This window comes from Micromonospora sp. WMMD998, from assembly GCF_029581235.1.
Lineage (GTDB): Bacteria > Actinomycetota > Actinomycetes > Mycobacteriales > Micromonosporaceae > Micromonospora.
In genome coordinates this window covers 1,397,481-1,412,086 of the sequence record NZ_CP120740.1, presented here as the reverse complement: position 1 = coordinate 1,412,086, position 14,606 = coordinate 1,397,481, and the positions used below count along the sequence as shown (strand labels likewise).

The 14,606-nt window shown below is 72.7% G+C and carries 16 protein-coding genes; 5 read left to right on the top strand and 11 right to left on the bottom strand.

The genetic code is table 11. The annotated features are described in order from the left end of the window. Positions 1–212 precede the first annotated feature (212 nt). Positions 213–416, top strand: a complete 204-nt coding sequence (locus O7619_RS06725) for a PspC domain-containing protein (protein ID WP_282286385.1) — start codon at positions 213–215, stop codon at positions 414–416. Positions 417–482: 66 nt separating this feature from the next. On the opposite strand, the gene O7619_RS06720 is transcribed toward O7619_RS06725, so the two are convergent. From O7619_RS06720 to pdxH, 7 genes are all read right to left on the bottom strand, one after another. Continuing rightward, complete coding sequence (locus O7619_RS06720; RefSeq protein WP_282286384.1) at positions 483–1,250, bottom strand: DUF4230 domain-containing protein; 768 nt, start codon at positions 1,248–1,250, stop codon at positions 483–485. 100 nt (positions 1,251–1,350) lie between these two features. Next, positions 1,351–2,511, bottom strand: coding sequence for an acyl-CoA dehydrogenase family protein (locus O7619_RS06715; protein WP_282286383.1), 1,161 nt, complete (start codon positions 2,509–2,511; stop codon positions 1,351–1,353). Between the two features lie 4 nt (positions 2,512–2,515). Then, positions 2,516–2,821, bottom strand: coding sequence for a type II toxin-antitoxin system VapB family antitoxin (locus tag O7619_RS06710; RefSeq protein ID WP_281585277.1), 306 nt, complete (start codon positions 2,819–2,821; stop codon positions 2,516–2,518). A 54-nt stretch (positions 2,822–2,875) separates the two neighbouring features. Beyond that, a complete protein-coding gene (locus O7619_RS06705; RefSeq protein WP_282286382.1) occupies positions 2,876–3,478 on the bottom strand; it encodes a nitroreductase family protein in 603 nt (200 codons plus the stop codon). Positions 3,479–3,480: 2 nt separating this feature from the next. Further along, positions 3,481–4,407 carry an aldose 1-epimerase family protein gene (locus tag O7619_RS06700; RefSeq protein ID WP_282286381.1) on the bottom strand — a complete coding sequence of 309 codons (927 nt, stop codon included), beginning with the start codon at positions 4,405–4,407 and terminating at the stop codon, positions 3,481–3,483. A gap of 15 nt (positions 4,408–4,422) precedes the next feature. Next, positions 4,423–5,715: an MFS transporter gene (locus O7619_RS06695; protein ID WP_282286380.1), complete on the bottom strand. Its 1,293-nt coding sequence runs from the start codon at positions 5,713–5,715 to the stop codon at positions 4,423–4,425. Beyond that, positions 5,712–6,341, bottom strand: a complete 630-nt coding sequence (gene pdxH / locus O7619_RS06690) for a pyridoxamine 5'-phosphate oxidase (protein WP_282288705.1) — start codon at positions 6,339–6,341, stop codon at positions 5,712–5,714. Before pdxH ends, O7619_RS06695 begins: the two co-directional genes overlap by 4 nt. Before the next feature lie 272 nt (positions 6,342–6,613). Here pdxH and O7619_RS06685 point away from each other — a divergent pair, with 272 nt between their 5' ends. The 4 genes from O7619_RS06685 (at position 6,614) to O7619_RS06670 (ending at position 11,435) form a co-directional block, all read left to right on the top strand. Then, positions 6,614–7,720, top strand: coding sequence for a citrate synthase 2 (locus tag O7619_RS06685; protein ID WP_282286379.1), 1,107 nt, complete (start codon positions 6,614–6,616; stop codon positions 7,718–7,720). A gap of 258 nt (positions 7,721–7,978) precedes the next feature. Continuing rightward, complete coding sequence (gene serC, locus O7619_RS06680) at positions 7,979–9,106, top strand: phosphoserine transaminase (protein WP_282286378.1); 1,128 nt, start codon at positions 7,979–7,981, stop codon at positions 9,104–9,106. 190 nt (positions 9,107–9,296) lie between these two features. Next, entirely contained in the window at positions 9,297–10,382 is a 1,086-nt protein-coding gene (sepH, locus tag O7619_RS06675) for a septation protein SepH (RefSeq protein ID WP_282286376.1), read from the top strand. Between the two features lie 66 nt (positions 10,383–10,448). Further along, positions 10,449–11,435, top strand: a complete 987-nt coding sequence (locus O7619_RS06670) for an aldo/keto reductase (protein ID WP_282286374.1) — start codon at positions 10,449–10,451, stop codon at positions 11,433–11,435. Between the two features lie 116 nt (positions 11,436–11,551). Here the strand turns inward: O7619_RS06670 and thpR are convergent, their stop codons facing one another. From thpR to O7619_RS06650, 4 genes are all read right to left on the bottom strand, one after another. Continuing rightward, entirely contained in the window at positions 11,552–12,130 is a 579-nt protein-coding gene (gene thpR, locus O7619_RS06665; RefSeq protein ID WP_282288704.1) for an RNA 2',3'-cyclic phosphodiesterase, read from the bottom strand. A gap of 4 nt (positions 12,131–12,134) precedes the next feature. After that, positions 12,135–12,644, bottom strand: coding sequence for a hypothetical protein (locus O7619_RS06660; protein WP_282286372.1), 510 nt, complete (start codon positions 12,642–12,644; stop codon positions 12,135–12,137). Positions 12,645–12,769: 125 nt separating this feature from the next. Further along, positions 12,770–14,056 carry an MFS transporter gene (locus O7619_RS06655; RefSeq protein ID WP_282286371.1) on the bottom strand — a complete coding sequence of 429 codons (1,287 nt, stop codon included), beginning with the start codon at positions 14,054–14,056 and terminating at the stop codon, positions 12,770–12,772. Positions 14,057–14,125: 69 nt separating this feature from the next. Beyond that, a complete protein-coding gene (locus O7619_RS06650) occupies positions 14,126–14,575 on the bottom strand; it encodes a MarR family transcriptional regulator (protein WP_282286369.1) in 450 nt (149 codons plus the stop codon). Positions 14,576–14,606: the final 31 nt, after the last annotated feature.

Sequence of the window (14,606 nt, the reverse complement as noted above, 5' to 3'; positions counted from 1 at the left end):
CAGATTCACGGAAAGAGTGGCTATTCCCGCTCGGGTAGCCACTCTTTCCGTGAATCTGCGCGGGGTGGGGGTGGTGCGTTGGGAGGGGGGTGGAGGGGTAAGCACCTACGGGTGCCCGGGTCGCCGATCCTCCTCGGGGCCGAGGGCGCGGCGCGCACCCCTTTCTACCGTGGAATCAGCGCGGCGGATCGCCGCAGAAGTGGGAGACGACGATGAGTCGCAAACTGGTCCGGCCCCGCGAGGGGCGCATGATCGCCGGTGTCTGCGCCGGCCTCGGACAGCGGTTCGGCATGTCGGCCGGGATGGTCCGGCTGCTGTTCCTGCTGTCGCTGCTGCTGCCCGGCACCCAGGTGATCATCTACCTGATCCTGTGGGTGCTGATGCCGAACGAGGACCGCTACCTCGCCACCCGCTGACCCGACACGCGCCCGCCCCGGCCGAGCAGGCCGGGGCGGGCAGGGCAGAGCAGAGCAGGAGCCAGGTCAGGGGGCCGTGTAGGTGACGGTCACCTTCTCGTACCCGAGGGAGCGCAGCAGCCCCTCCAGCATCTTGCGGGTGTTCTCCTCGGCCCGGGCGGCGAGGCCGCTGTCCCGGGCGGCCGAGGTGATCCGCTCCTCGGCCAGCTTGTAGACCTGCTGCTGCCGGTTGGGGTCGCCGGCCACCAGATCGTTGAGCCGGTTGATCAGGCCCCGCTCCTCGGCGAAGACGTAGCTCTTGTCCATGTCCAGGTCGGTCTCGCCGAGCTGCGGCGCGGGCAGCTTGATCTCGACGGACTTGCCGTCCTCGGAGACCACCACGGCACCGTCGCCGATCTTCGCGAAGTCGACGTACGCCTCGACCCGGCCCGCCCCGATGAAGAGCGTGCGCTCGTTGAGCAGGAAGTCGGGCACGTTGCGCCGGTCCTTCTGCACGTCGACCACCACCTGGAAGTTGCCTTCCGCGGCGACGTAGCGGCTCAGGTCCTGGATCGACTTGAGCAGCGGCGGCTGGCTGCGGTCGGTCTGCTCCTTGGCGAACGGGTTGTGGAAGTCGGGCAGCAGGTTCGTCGCCTGCACGCCGAGCAGCACCACCACCGCCAGCGCGGCCACGCCGAGCACCCAGAGCAGACCACGCGCGGCGCCGCCGGCCGGGGGCGGCGGGGCGCCCGGCTCCGGCTCGGCCGGCGACTCCGACCGGTCGTGCAGGGGCTCGCTCGTGGGGTATTCCGGAAACTCCCTGGTGGGCTGGTTGAGGTCACCATCGCGGGCCATCGCCACTCACCGTCCTCGTCCGACACATCGACTGACAATGACGGTACGGGCAGCGTGCGACACTCGCGCGCCGAGTGCCACGATCGGGGAGAGACGCAGGTCAGGAGAAGGCGGAGAGGCCGGTCAACCGCTGCCCGATGACGAGCTGGTGGATTTCCGAGGTGCCCTCGTAGGTGAGCACGCTCTCCAGGTTGTTGGCGTGCCGCATCACCGGGTAGTCCCCCGAGACGCCGTTCGCGCCGAGGATGGTGCGGCACTGCCGGGCGATGTCGAGCGCCTCCCGCACGTTGTTCAGCTTGCCCACGCTCACCTGCTCGGGCCGCAGCGCCCCGGCGTCGGCGAGCCGACCCAGGTGCAGCGCCAGCAGCAGCCCCTTGTTCCACTCCACCGCCATGTCGGCGAGCTTGGCCTGGGTGAGCTGGAAGCCGGCGAGCGGCCGACCGAACTGGGTGCGGGTGGTGGCGTACTCCAGGGCGGTTTCCAGGCAGTCGCGGGCCGCGCCGAGCGCGCCCCAGACGATGCCGTGCCGGGCCTCGGTCAGGCAGCTCAGCGGCGCTTTCAGCCCGGTCGCCTCGGGCAGTTGCGCGTCCGCCGGCAGCCGCACGTCGTCGAGCGTGATCTCGCCGGTCAGCGAGGCGCGCAGCGACATCTTGCGCCGGATCTCGCGCGCCGTCACCCCCGGCGTGTCCATGGGTACGACGAAACCCCGCACGCCGGAGTCGGTGCGGGCCCAGATCACCGCGACGTCGGCGATCGGCGCGTTGGTGATCCACATCTTGCCGCCGGTGAGGATCCAGTCGTCGCCGTCGCGGCGTGCCCGGGTGGCCATCGAGGCCGGGTCGGAGCCGTGGTCCGGCTCGGTCAGGCCGAAGCAGCCGATCGCGTCGCCGGTCGCCATGGCCGGCAGCCAGCGCTGCTTCTGCTCCTCGCTGCCGAAGCGCCAGATCGCGTACATGGCCAGCGAACCCTGCACCGAGACCAGCGAGCGGACGCCGGAGTCGCCGGCCTCCAGCTCCAGGCAGGCCAGCCCGTACGCGACGGCGGACGCGCCGGCGCAGCCGTAGCCGGTGAGGTGCATGCCGAGCAGGCCGAGCTTGCCGAACTCGCGGGCCAGATCGCGGGCCGGCACGTCGCCGTCCTCATACCAGCCGGCGACGTGCGGGCGTACCCGGTCGGTCACGAGCTGGCGCACGACGGCGCGGATCTGCCGCTCCTCCTCGCTCAGCGACGCGCCGACGTCGAGCAGGTCGAGGGTGGTCATGCCGTCACTCGCCCTGCTCGCCGAGCACGAGCACCCGGGCGTGGATCTGGTTGCGCTGCTGCAACGCCGCGCGCAACGCCCGGTGCAGGCCGTCCTCCAGGTAGAGGCCGCCGCTCCACTGCACCACGTGCGGGAAGAGGTCGCCGTAGAAGGTGGAGTCCTCCGCGAGCAGCTTGTCCAGCGCCAACTCCCGCTTGGTGGTGATGAGCTGGTCCAGCCGCAGCGGACGCGGTGGGATCTCGGCCCACTGCTTCAGCGTGAAATTGTGCTCCGGGTAGGGACGACCGTCCCGGACCGCCCTGAAGATCACGGCGCGCTCTCCTCCCCCAGGCCCGGCTGACGATGTGGGTGCCAGCCTAGCCGCTCAGCTCCACCGCCCCCGCCGCACCACATCATCCACCGGACGCCGCCCCCGGCGAAGCGACGGTGACCGATGGTCGACAGCTCGATAACCGATGGTGACGGCACCGATCGGGTGCAGCTCCGGCGGCACTCCGAACGCGCCCCGGTACGCCTCGATCCGCTGCGGCGGGATGCCGAAGAAGCAGGCGCCGAGCCCCTCGTCCACGGCGGTCAGCAGCATCAGCAGCGCGGCGAAGCCGGTGTCCACGTACCAGTAGGGCACCGGCCAGCGCTCCTGCGCCCGGTCCGACCAGCCCTTGTCCGGCTCGGCGTACCGGTCGAGGTAGGCGTCGCGGTTGGCGTGCGGCACCACGATCAGCGGCGCCCGGCGCATGCCGGCCAGCCAGCGTTCCCGGCCGCCGCCGTCCGGGGTGGCCGCCGCCCAGAACCGGTCCCGGTCCGCCGGCTCCTCCAGCACCAGGAAACCCCAGCCCTGGGCGAACCCGGCCGACGGGGCCCGGACCGCGTGCGCCAGCAGACGGTCCACCGTCTCCGGCGGCACCGGCCGGTCCGGGTCGTAGTTGCGTACCATCCGGCGACGCCGGACGACCTCGGCGAACTCCACGCTCAGACCGCCGGTCGGACGCCCCAGGCACCCCGCCAGGTCTGCCCCGGATCGAGCGTGATCAGGTCCTTGCCGGACCGGAACGCGTCCGGCGGGCAGGTCATCGGCTCCACCGCGACCGAGCGGCGGTGCCGCTCACCGCCGAGCGTGTCCCCGGTGAACACCTGCCACCAACCGAACTCGCGGTCCGCCCAGATCCGCAGCCCGCTCGTGCCGTCGGGCGCGCCGAGCGTCACCGCCGAGCCGCCGTCGGCGTCCCGCCGCACGTCACCGAAGGCCAGGTCGAGCACCAGGCCGCCGATCGGGCGGGGCGTGGTGAAGTCGTACTCCGTCCCGGCCACCTCGGTCGCCGCGACCGGCAGCAGGCGGCCGTCCACCAGCACCCGCCTGCGCCCCGGCACGCTCAGCAGCAGGTCGTCCACGGCGACCTTGGGCAACTGGAAGTAGGGGTGCACGGAGAAGCCGAACGGCGCCGCCTCGGCGGCCAGGTTCGTCACCTCGTGCGCGGCGTGCAGGCCGTCCGGGCCGACGCTCCACCGGCTGCGCAGTCGCAGCGCCCACGGGTAGCCGGGGGTGGGTGGCAGGTCGTAGCCGACCGTCACGCTCGCCGGCGACTGCTCGACCAACTCCCACCGGGCCCAGTCGACCAGACCGTGCAGGGCGTTGTGCCGTTCCGGCTCGGTCAGGTCGAGCTGGAACGAGCGGCCCCCGAACGTGTACGCGCCGTCCCGGATGCGGTTCGGCCAGGGGGCCAGCACGTGCCCGGCCGAGCCGGGGCTCAGCTCGTCCTCGGCGTACCCGTCGAGGTAGTCCACCCCGTCGTGGCGGTAGGCCCGCAGCCCACCGCCGACCGCCACCACGACGGCCTCGTGGCCGTCGGCGGAAATGGTCCACTGTGCTCCGGACGGTGCCTGCGCGTCGATCCCCATTCGGCGACCCTACCGTCAGCGACGTTCCTCGGCGGGGATGGTGGCGCGATAGCGCAGCAGCGCCGGGAACGCGACCACCAGCAGCGTCGCCAGCACGGCCGCGGCGATCCCACCGCCGACCATGGCGAAGCCGGTGCCGAACCCGGCGGCCGTCACCCCCGCCCGCAGGTCACCCAGGCGCGGGCCGCCGGCCACCACCACCGTGTTCACGCCCTGGAGCCGGCCGCGCATCCGGTCCGGCGCGTACACCAGCAGCATCGACTGCCGCAGGGTCGCGCTGACCAGGTCGGCGGCGCCGGCCACGCCGAGCAGCAGCACCGCCAGCCAGAGCCGGCCGGCGAGCCCGGCGAACGCGATCGCCACGCCCCAGCCGACCACCGCCACGGCGAGCGCCAGCCCCTGCCGGCGGACCCGGCCGATCCAGCCGGAGGTGAGACCGCCGAGCATCGCGCCGATGGCGATGGAGCTGTAGAGCCAGCCGACCGCCGCGCCGCCGCCAAAGCGGTCCTGGGCCAGCTCCGGGAAGAGCGCCCGCGGCATGGCCAGGATCATCGCGATCAGGTCGATGGCGAAGGAGAGCAGCAGCACCGGCGTGGTGGCCAGGTAGCGGAAGCCGTCGACGATGCTGCCCAGCCCCGCCCGGCGGACGCCGCCGCCCGGCTCCGGCTCGGGCGGCATCGCCGGCAGCCGTAGCGTGGCCCAGAGCGAGACGGTGAACAGCAGCGCGTCCAACCCGTACGCGATGGGCAGTGCCGCGTCGACGCGCCAGGTGGCGAAGATCAGCCCGGCGGCCAGCGGGCCGAAGACGGCCGCGGCGGTGAACGTGGTGTAGTTCAGCGTGGTGGCCGCCGGGACCAGCTCGGCCGGCACCAGCCGGGGCAGGATCGCGCTGCGGGCCGGCGAGGTGATCGCGAACGCCACCGCCTGCACGCCCACGAGCAGCAGGAGCAGCACCGGGCTGCGCGCCCCGGCCAGGGACTGCACCAGCAGCCCGAGCGTCGCGGCCCAGAGCAGGGTGCCGGCGGCGAGCAGCACCCGCCGCCGGTCCCGGGCGTCCGCGACCGCGCCGCCCCAGAGCCCGAAGACCAGCAGCGGTACGAAACCGGCGATGCCGAGCAGGCCGACCCAGAACGAGCCGCCGGTGAGGTCGAACATCTCCACCGGCACCGCGACCGCGGTGAACTGGAAGCCGAACATCGCCACCGCGTTGCCGAGCCACACCCGCCGGTACGCGGGCACGCCCAGCGGACGCACGTCGATCGCCCAGCGACGCGGTCCACGAGCCCGGGGCTTGGTGATTTCCGTCACGGTGCGAGCCGCTCGACGACCCAGACGCCCCCGGTGGTACGCCGGAACCGCAGCCGGTCGTGCAGCCGACCGGCCCGCCCCTGCCAGAACTCCACCGTCTCCGGGTGGACCCGGAACCCACCCCAGTGCGGCGGCGCGGGGACCGGCTCGACGCCGGCGAACCGCTCCGTCGCCGCCCGGTACGCGGCGTCCAGCGCGGCCCGGTCCGGCACCACCGCGGACTGGGTGCTGGCCCACGCGCCGAGCTGCGAGCCGCGCGGCCGGCTGGCGAAGTAGGTCTCGGTCTCGACCCGGTCGATCCGCTCCACCCGGCCGGTGACGGTCACCTGCCGCTGCATCGGAAACCACGGGAAGACCAGGCTGGCCCAGGGATTGGCGGTCAGCTCGGCGCCCTTGCGCGAGTGGTGGTTGGTGAAGAAGACGAAGCCCTCCGGGTCGTACCCCTTGAGCAGCACGGTGCGACCGCTGGGCCGGCCGCGGTCGTCGGCGGTGCCGAGCACCATCGCGTTCGGTTCGGGCAGCGGGTGCGCCACCGCGTCGGCGAACCAGCGGGTGAACTGGGTGGTCCAGTCCGAGGCCAGGTCCGTTTTGGTCAGGCCCAGGTCGGCGGCGTACTCGTTACGCATGCCGGCCGGGGTGGATGTGTCGCCTGTCACTCTCGCCGTCCCTCTCCCGGGCAAACCGGCGTCCCCCGACGCTGGCCAGGCCCCGACGAACAGTCTTCCCTCACCCGAACGGGTGTCCACCGGCGGGGATGTCGCGTGGCGCACAGTGGCCGTGGGTCGCGGACCTGGTTACCCACCGGGCAAGATGTCACGAACCACATCCCTGAGGGTCGCCTGAGCTGCGGGGCTGGATCAGCCCGCCGGGCGCACCGCACCGGAAGCCTGGAGACGACATGTCCGATTTCAAACCGGGGCTGGAGGGCGTCGTAGCCTTCGAGACCCAGATCGCCGAACCCGACCGTGCGGGCGGATCGCTGCGCTACCGGGGCGTGGACATCGAGGATCTGATCGGCCAGGTCTCCTTCGGCAACGTCTGGGCGCTGCTGGTGGACGGCCGGTTCGGGCCGGGCCTGCCGCCGGCCGAGCCGTTCCCGGTGCCGGTGCACTCCGGCGACATCCGCGTCGACGTGCAGTCCGCGGTCGCCATGCTGGCCCCGTACTGGGGGCTCAGCCAGCTCCTCGACATCTCCGACGTCCAGGCCCGCGAGGACCTGGCCCGGGTGTCGGTCACCGCGCTCTCCTTCGTCGCCCAGTCGGCGCGCGGGCTGGGCCTGCCGGCGGTGCCGCAGAAGGAGATCGACAAGGCGGAGACCATCGTCGAGCGGTTCATGAAGCGCTGGCGGGGCGAGCCCGACCCCCGGCACGTCAAGGCCGTCGACGCCTACTTCATCTCGGCCGCCGAGCACGGCCTGAACGCCTCCACCTTCACCGCCCGGATCGTCGCCTCCACCGGCGCGGACGCCGCGGCCTGCATCTCCTCCGGCATCGGCGCCCTCTCCGGCCCGCTGCACGGCGGCGCGCCGTCGCGGGTGCTCAGCATGCTGGAGGCGGTCGAGCGCGGCGGCGACGCCGAGGGTTACGTCCGGGGCGTGCTCGACCGTGGTGAGCGGCTGATGGGCTTCGGGCACCGGGTCTACCGGGCCGAGGACCCGCGCGCCCGCGTGCTCCGGCGCACCGCCAAGGAGCTGGGCGCGCCGCGTTTCGAGGTGGCCGAGGCGCTGGAGAAGGCCGCCCTGGCCGAGCTTCAGGCCCGCCGCCCGGACCGCGTCCTCGCCACCAACGTCGAGTTCTGGTCGGCCGTGGTGCTGGACTTCGCCGAGGTCCCGGCGCACATGTTCACCTCGATGTTCACCTGCGCCCGGATGGGCGGCTGGTCCGCGCACATCCTGGAGCAGAAGAAGCTCCAGCGGCTGGTCCGCCCGTCCGCCACCTACGTCGGCCCGGGCACCCGCAAGCCCCAGCAGGTCGAGGGTTGGGACGCCATCCCGCACAACGTCTGAGATGTAAGGAGGGGCCCCCGCTTAACGCATTCTGCATAGGCGGGGCCCCTTTTTAACACCCGCCCTGTGGCGTACGCCTCAGGGCTGGGGGTGGGACGAACGGCCGGTCGCGGCCGGTCGGGTGCGAGGATGGGGGCCGGCAGCGCTGCCGGCCGGGTTCGGATCCCGGCCGTCCCGTGCGCCCGGCGCACGAGCCGGTCGGCGCTCCGCGCCCGCAGGAAGGCCCGCCCTCGCCCATGCGGAAGGATCGAGACAACCGTGGCTGACGCACCGACCATCCGGATTCCCGACGACCTCAGGCCCGCCGACGGACGTTTCGGCTGCGGGCCGTCCAAGGTCCGCCCGGCGGCGGTCTCCGCGCTCGCCGACGTCGCCACCAGCTACCTGGGCACGTCGCACCGGCAGAAGACGGTCCGCGACCAGGTCGCCCGGCTGCGCCGCGGCCTGGCCGAGTTCTTCTCCCTGCCCGAGGGCTACGAGGTGATCATCGGCAACGGCGGCACCACCGCGTTCTGGGAGGTCGCCACGTTCGGCCTGGTGCGCGACCGGGCCCAGTTCGCCAGCTTCGGCGAGTTCGGCGCGAAGTTCGCCAAGTCGGTCAAGGACGCGCCGTTCCTGGGCGAGCCGACCGTCCGCAAGTCCGAGGCGGGCAGCGCTCCCACGCTCACCGCCGAGGCCGGCGTGGACGTCTACGCCACCCCGCACAACGAGACCTCCACCGGCGTGGCGGTGCCGATCAGCCGGGTGCCCGGCGCGGACGAGGGCTCACTGCTGCTCGTCGACGCCACCTCCGGCGCCGGCGGCCTGGACGTCGACGTCGCCGAGACCGACGTCTACTACTTCGCCCCGCAGAAGTGCTTCGGCTCCGACGGCGGTCTCTGGCTCGCCCTGATGTCGCCGGCCGCGCTCGACCGGGCCACCGAGATCAAGTCGTCGGGCCGCTACATCCCGGCCTTCCTCGACCTGGTCACCGCGATCGACAACTCGCGGCTGGAGCAGACCTACAACACCCCGGCGCTGGCCACCATCTTCCTGGCCGCCGAGCAGACCGACTGGATGAACGGTCAGGGCGGCCTGGCCTGGGCGGCCAAGCGCACCGCCGAGAGCGCCGGCATCGTGTACGGCTGGGCCGAGCGCTCGGCGTACGCCACCCCGTTCGTGTCCGACCCGGCGCTGCGCTCCACCGTGGTCGCCACCGTCGACTTCGCCGACGGGGTGGACGCGACCGCGATCGCCAAGGCGCTGCGCGCCAACGGCATCGTCGACACCGAGCCGTACCGCAAGCTCGGCCGCAACCAACTGCGGGTCGCGCTCTTCCCGGCGGTCGAGCCGGCCGACGTCGAGGCGCTCACCGCGTCCATCGACTACGTGGTGGAGCGACTCTGATCACGTCGTGACGCTGGGTGGTCGCCGGGGCTCCGGCGGCCACCCACCGTGATCATCGCCGCAGCTCAGTCGCGACATGCCGGGGTGTCGTTATCGCCACGGCTGGGAAGATGAGCGTACGGTGGTGCGAGGACGCCCGGGTGGCCGGCTCGTGGCGTGACGGCCAGCGAAGCGGGACGGAGGCAAGCCCATGCGCCCAGTACGCTTCGTCGCCCTCTCCGAGGACGGCCAGGCCCTGGTGCTCACCGACGAGGTGGGCCGCCTGCTGGCCCTGCCCATCGACGAGCGCGTCGCCACCGCCCTGCACTCCGAGCCGGGCGGCGCCCCGCTCGCCGTGGTGCCCGCGTCCACCGACCCCACGCCGTCGCTGTCCCCGCGGGACATCCAGGCCCGGATCCGCTCCGGCGAGTCCGCGGAGGACGTCGCCCGCATCGCCGGCGTCCCCGTCGACCGGGTGCTGCGCTACGCCGGCCCGGTGCTCCAGGAGCGGGCCATGCTCGCCCAGCACGCCCGCCGCACCCGGCTCAAGGGCGCCGAGAAGCCGACCCCGCTGGCCGAGGTGGTGAACGGTCGGCTGGCCCAACACGGCATCGACACCGAGAAGATCTCGTGGGACGCCTACCGCCGCGACGACGGCACCTGGCGGATCATCGCCACCTGGCCGTCCGGCAAGGCCACCGCCCAGGCGGTGTGGGATCTCGACAAGTCCCGGCAGAACGTCATCGCGCACGACGACATGGCGCAATACCTGTGCGCCGAGCGGCCCACGCCGATCCTCGGCCAGGAGCCGGCGCCGGAGCGGGGCGGCCACGCGCTGCCCGGCCCGTCGCGTGGCGAGCCGAGCCGGGGCGGGCACGGCCTGCCGTCCGGCGTCGAGCAGGCCCGACCGGGGCGGGATCCGATCCGCGCCGGCCGGGACGCGCTGCTCGCCTCGCTCGACCGGCCCCTCGGCGGCTCGTCCGGCCGTGGGCTCGACACCCGGTCCCCGGCCGCGCTCGCCGGCTCCGACGCGCCCCGGCAACGGGCCGTCGCCGGGGGCGCCGCCGCGCTGCTCGGCGGCGGTCAGGGCTCGGCGTTCGACGACGACTCGGACACGCCGAAGGAGATCCCGGCCGTACCCTCGCTGGCGGTGCTGCGGCCCAGGCGCACGGGCGCCGCACCGGCGTCCGGCTCGGGCAGCGACGCCGGTGAGGCCGGCGGCAAGCCGCGTAAGCGGCTGCCGAGCTGGGACGACGTCCTCTTCGGCAGCGGCCCGGCGGCCCGCGAATCCTCCTGATCCACAGGTCCACCCTGGGGCGCTCGACGTGAGGCACTCGAAGTGCCCGCGTGCCAGGGTGGACCCATGGAGTACACGAACCTGGGACGCACCGGCCTGTCGGTGAGCCGGCTCTGCCTCGGCACCATGAACTTCGGGCCGCAGACGGACGAGCCGGACAGCTTCGCCATCATGGACCGGGCGCTCGAACACGGGATCAACTTCTTCGACACCGCGAACGTCTACGGCTGGAAGCTCGGCGAAGGCATCACCGAGCAGATCGTCGGCCGCTGGTTCGCCCAGGGCGACGGGCGGCGCGACAAGGTCGTGCTGGCCACCAAGGTCTACGGCAAGATGGGCGAGTGGCCCAACGACCAGGGCCTGAGCGCCCGGCACATCATCCGGGCCTGCGAGGACTCGCTGCGCCGGCTCCAGACCGACACCATCGACCTCTATCAGATGCACCACGTCTCCCGGACCACGCCGTGGGAGGAGATCTGGCAGGCGATGGAGACGCTCGTCGCGCAGGGCAAGGTGCTCTACGTCGGCTCGTCCAACTTCGCCGGCTGGCACATCGCGCAGGCGCAGGCCGCGGCCGGCAAGCGCAACTTCCTCGGCCTCGTCTCCGAGCAGTCCATCTACAACCTGCTCACCCGGCACGTCGAGTTGGAGGTCATCCCGGCCGCCCAGCACTACGGGCTGGGCATCATCCCCTGGTCGCCGCTGCACGGCGGGTTGCTCTCCGGGATCATCCGGAAGATGGCCGACGGCAGCGCGGCGCGGGGCACCACCGGCCGCTCGGCCGACGCGCTGGCCGAGCACCGGAACACCATCGAGGCGTACGAGAAGCTCTGCGCGGACCTCGGCCACGACCCGGCGGACGTGGCGCTAGCCTGGCTGCTCTCCCGACCGGGCGTGACCGCCCCGATCGTCGGCCCGCGCACCATGGACCAGCTCGACCGCAACCTGGGCGCCCTCGACGTCCACCTGGACGAGTCGACGCTGACCCGCCTCGACGAGCTGTTCCCGCCGATCGGCAACGGCGGCCCCGCCCCCGAAGCCTGGGCCTGGTAGGTGTAAGGAGGGGCCCCCTTTTAACGCATTCGGTATAGGCGGGGGCCCCTGTTAACCACTGCCGGCGGCAGGCGAGCCGCGGCGCACGGCTGCGGGTACGCGGCGGTACGCGGCGGTCAGAGTGGCCACGCGGCAAGGCGCGTGTAGCGGCGGCGGGAGCCGAGCCGGCTGCGTACCAGAACCAGTTCGGCAGCCGGCCACGGCGGGCCGGCGTATCCGTGCAGCGCCTCCCGGTCGGCGCGGACGTCGGCGGGGTCCATCCGGTCACCGGGGCGGGCGATGGTCAGGTGCGCGCGGAACGGCTTGTCGTCGTGCGGCAGCCCGGCCCGGCGCAGCCCGTCGCGGACCAGGCCGGCGAGCGCCTTGAGCGCGTCGGTGTCGCCGCGCACGTCCACCCAGAGCACAGTGGAGCGGCCCTGGCCGAAGCTGCCCCCGCCACCGAGGCGCAGCCGGGGCGAGCTGCCCCGACCCTGCCGGAACGCCGCCGCAGCGAGCCCGAGCGTGCTTTCGACGTCGACCAGCCGGTCGTCCGGCACCTCGCCGAGGAAGGCAAGCGTGAGGTGGAGGTGGGCCGGGTCGGCGAGCCGGACGTCGACGCCGCTCGCGGAGGCGAGGCCGACCCGCAGCTCGGCGACCCTCCCGGTCAGGTCGTCGACGGCGGCCTGAGGTGGACAGATCGCCGCGAAGAGCCGCACCCGGTCAGCGGTGCCGCTGGTGGTGCGCCGCACGGGCGGCCGGCAGGGTCAACCCGGCGGCGTGCAGCAGCCCTTCGACGCGTACCCGTTCGATCTCCCGGTCGACGCCGTCCAGCTCGGTCAGGTGCTCGGCGATGCCCAGGGCGCGGCAGGCGGCGGACAACCGCTCGTCGTACGCCTCGATGACCGCGCCGTGCCACACCACCGACCGGTCGGCGGCGGCGAGTCGGTGCCCGCCCAGCCGGCGCAGGTCGGTCGCGAGCTGCTCCAGGGAGCGGCGGCCCTCCCGCTCGAACTCGGTGAGGTCGATGTCACGGGTCAGCGCCTCGGCCTCGACGGCCCGGTCGAGCCGGTCGATGGTGCGACGCTCGCGACGCTGCTCACGCCAGTCGGCCCAGCCGCAGGCGACCCGGTCGATGATCTCGTCGGCGCAGAAGATCAGCGCGAAGAGGGCCGGCAGGCAGCAGACGGCGAAGATCGCCAGCGCCAACAGCAGCCCCTGACCCAATCCCACACATTGACGCTAGGCCCTGCCGGACGCACCCGCCACCCGATTGCCAAAACCGGGTGGTACGGGTGTGCGGGGTGTTAAGCGGGGGCCCCTCCTATACCGAAAGCGTTAACAGGGGCCCCCTCCTTTCACTCGGCCCCGGGGGACACCACGTAGAAGCGGGGCATCGGGAGCACCCGCAGCCGCAGCCGGGCACCGGAACGGCGCAGTTGCCAGGTGAGCGCCAGCAGCGCGGCGGCCAGCGAGATCAGTCCACCGATCCAGATGCTCGCGCCGGCGCCGAACCGTTCGGCCGTCCACCCGATGATCGGCGCGCCGACCGGGTTGGTGCCCAGGAACACCAGCACCCACAGCGCCATCACCCGACCCCGGAAGGAGGCGTCGACGCCGAGCTGCACCCGCTGGTTGGCGGCCTGGGCGAAGAAGACCATGAAGAACCCGGTGGGCATCAGGAGCGCCACCACCATCCAGTACGCCGGGGCGAGCCCGACGAGCGTGCCGAAGCTGGCGCAGCCGATCGCGGCGCCGAGCACCAACCAGACCGAGGGGCGGCTGCGCCGGCCGGTGCCGGCGAGCGCGCCGACCAGCGCGCCGACCGCGAGCGCGGTGCTGAACAGGCCGAACGAGGCGGCCCCGGTCTTGAACACGGTCTTGGCCAACGCGGCGAGGGTGAGCTGGAAGTTGAACAGGCTCATCCCGACCACCGACATGAGCATCATGGGCAGCAGCAGGTCGGGGCGGCGGGCGACGTACCGGAGGCCGTCCACCACTCGGGCCCGGTCCCGTTCACCGGCCGGCGGCAGGTCCTTGCGGTGCAGTTCCGCGGGTCGCATCCGGACCACGTTGACGAGCGGGGCGATCGAGCTGAGCGCGGTGAACATGAACACCGGGCCGACGTCGAAGGCGGCGATGGCCAGGCCGGCGACGGCGGGGCCGATGATCCGGGCGGAGTTGAACACGGCGGCGTTGAGCGAGAGCGCGTTCGGCAGCAGCGGTACACCGACCAGTTCGGAGACGAACGACTGCCGCACCGGTGTCTCCACCGCGTTGCCGACGCCGAGCAGCGCGGCGAACGCGAAGACGTGCCAGAGCTGCACCAGGCCGGTGACGACGAGCAGGCTCATACCGAGTGCCAGCACGGTCCAGAACGCGTTGGCGGCGAAGAGCAGCATCCGCTTGTCGTACCGGTCGGCGAGGCGGCCGGAGAGCAGGGTGAGCAGGAGTACGGGGGTGAACTGCAACGCGGTGACCACGCCGAGCGCGGTCGCGGAGTTGTCGCTGAGCTCGAGGACGAGCCAGTCCTGGGCGATGAACATCATCCAGACGCCGATCAGTTTGATCAGTTGTCCGGTGGCGAAGAGTCGATAGTTGCGGACTCGTAGGGACTGGAACATCGTGCTCAGCTTGGCCCGCACTCTTGGTGCGCCTCCTTGCGTCGGGTATGCCTCATCCACAGCGGACGAAGCGAACCGCGCGACGCGGTGTCAGGCGCGAGCGATCCCCTGGAGGATGTCGGCGGCCCGCCGTAGCGTGTCGCGTTCCTCCTCGGTGAGCGCGGCCAGCCGGCTGGCCAGCCACTCGTTGCGGGCGCGCTCGAACTGGTCGAGCACGGCCCGTCCCCCCTCGGTCGCCGCCAGGATGACCTGCCGTCCGTCGGTCGGGTGGGGGGTGCGCTGCACGAGGCCGCGCTCCTCCAACTTCGCGACGATCTTCGTCATCGTGGGCGGCTGCACCCGTTCGACGTCGGCCAGTTCCCGTGGTGTGAGGGCGCCCGCCAGGTTGAGGCTGGTGAGCGCCGACAACTGGGTGACCGTGAGGTCGCCGACCGGCCGGGCCTGCCGGACCCGCCGGTTGAGTCGGGTGATCGCATCTCGCAGCTGGGGGGCCAGCTGCGCCGGTGGCACGCGTCTCGCCGTCACCGTCCGCTCCGTCACACTCGTTAGCTTAACTAATGAGCCTGGCTAA

What these genes read in the sequence shown, in the direction of transcription:
- pdxH (WP_282288705.1), bottom strand. Translation starts at nt 6,341, where the DNA reads ATGCGTAACGAGTACGCCGCCGACCTGGGCCTGACCAAAACGGACCTG.
- O7619_RS06670 (WP_282286374.1), top strand. Translation starts at nt 10,449, where the DNA reads ATGGAGTACACGAACCTGGGACGCACCGGCCTGTCGGTGAGCCGGCTC.
- O7619_RS06700 (WP_282286381.1), bottom strand. Translation starts at nt 4,407, where the DNA reads ATGGGGATCGACGCGCAGGCACCGTCCGGAGCACAGTGGACCATTTCC.
- O7619_RS06685 (WP_282286379.1), top strand. Translation starts at nt 6,614, where the DNA reads ATGTCCGATTTCAAACCGGGGCTGGAGGGCGTCGTAGCCTTCGAGACC.
- O7619_RS06720 (WP_282286384.1), bottom strand. Translation starts at nt 1,250, where the DNA reads ATGGCCCGCGATGGTGACCTCAACCAGCCCACCAGGGAGTTTCCGGAA.
- O7619_RS06725 (WP_282286385.1), top strand. Translation starts at nt 213, where the DNA reads ATGAGTCGCAAACTGGTCCGGCCCCGCGAGGGGCGCATGATCGCCGGT.
- O7619_RS06715 (WP_282286383.1), bottom strand. Translation starts at nt 2,511, where the DNA reads ATGACCACCCTCGACCTGCTCGACGTCGGCGCGTCGCTGAGCGAGGAG.
- sepH (WP_282286376.1), top strand. Translation starts at nt 9,297, where the DNA reads ATGCGCCCAGTACGCTTCGTCGCCCTCTCCGAGGACGGCCAGGCCCTG.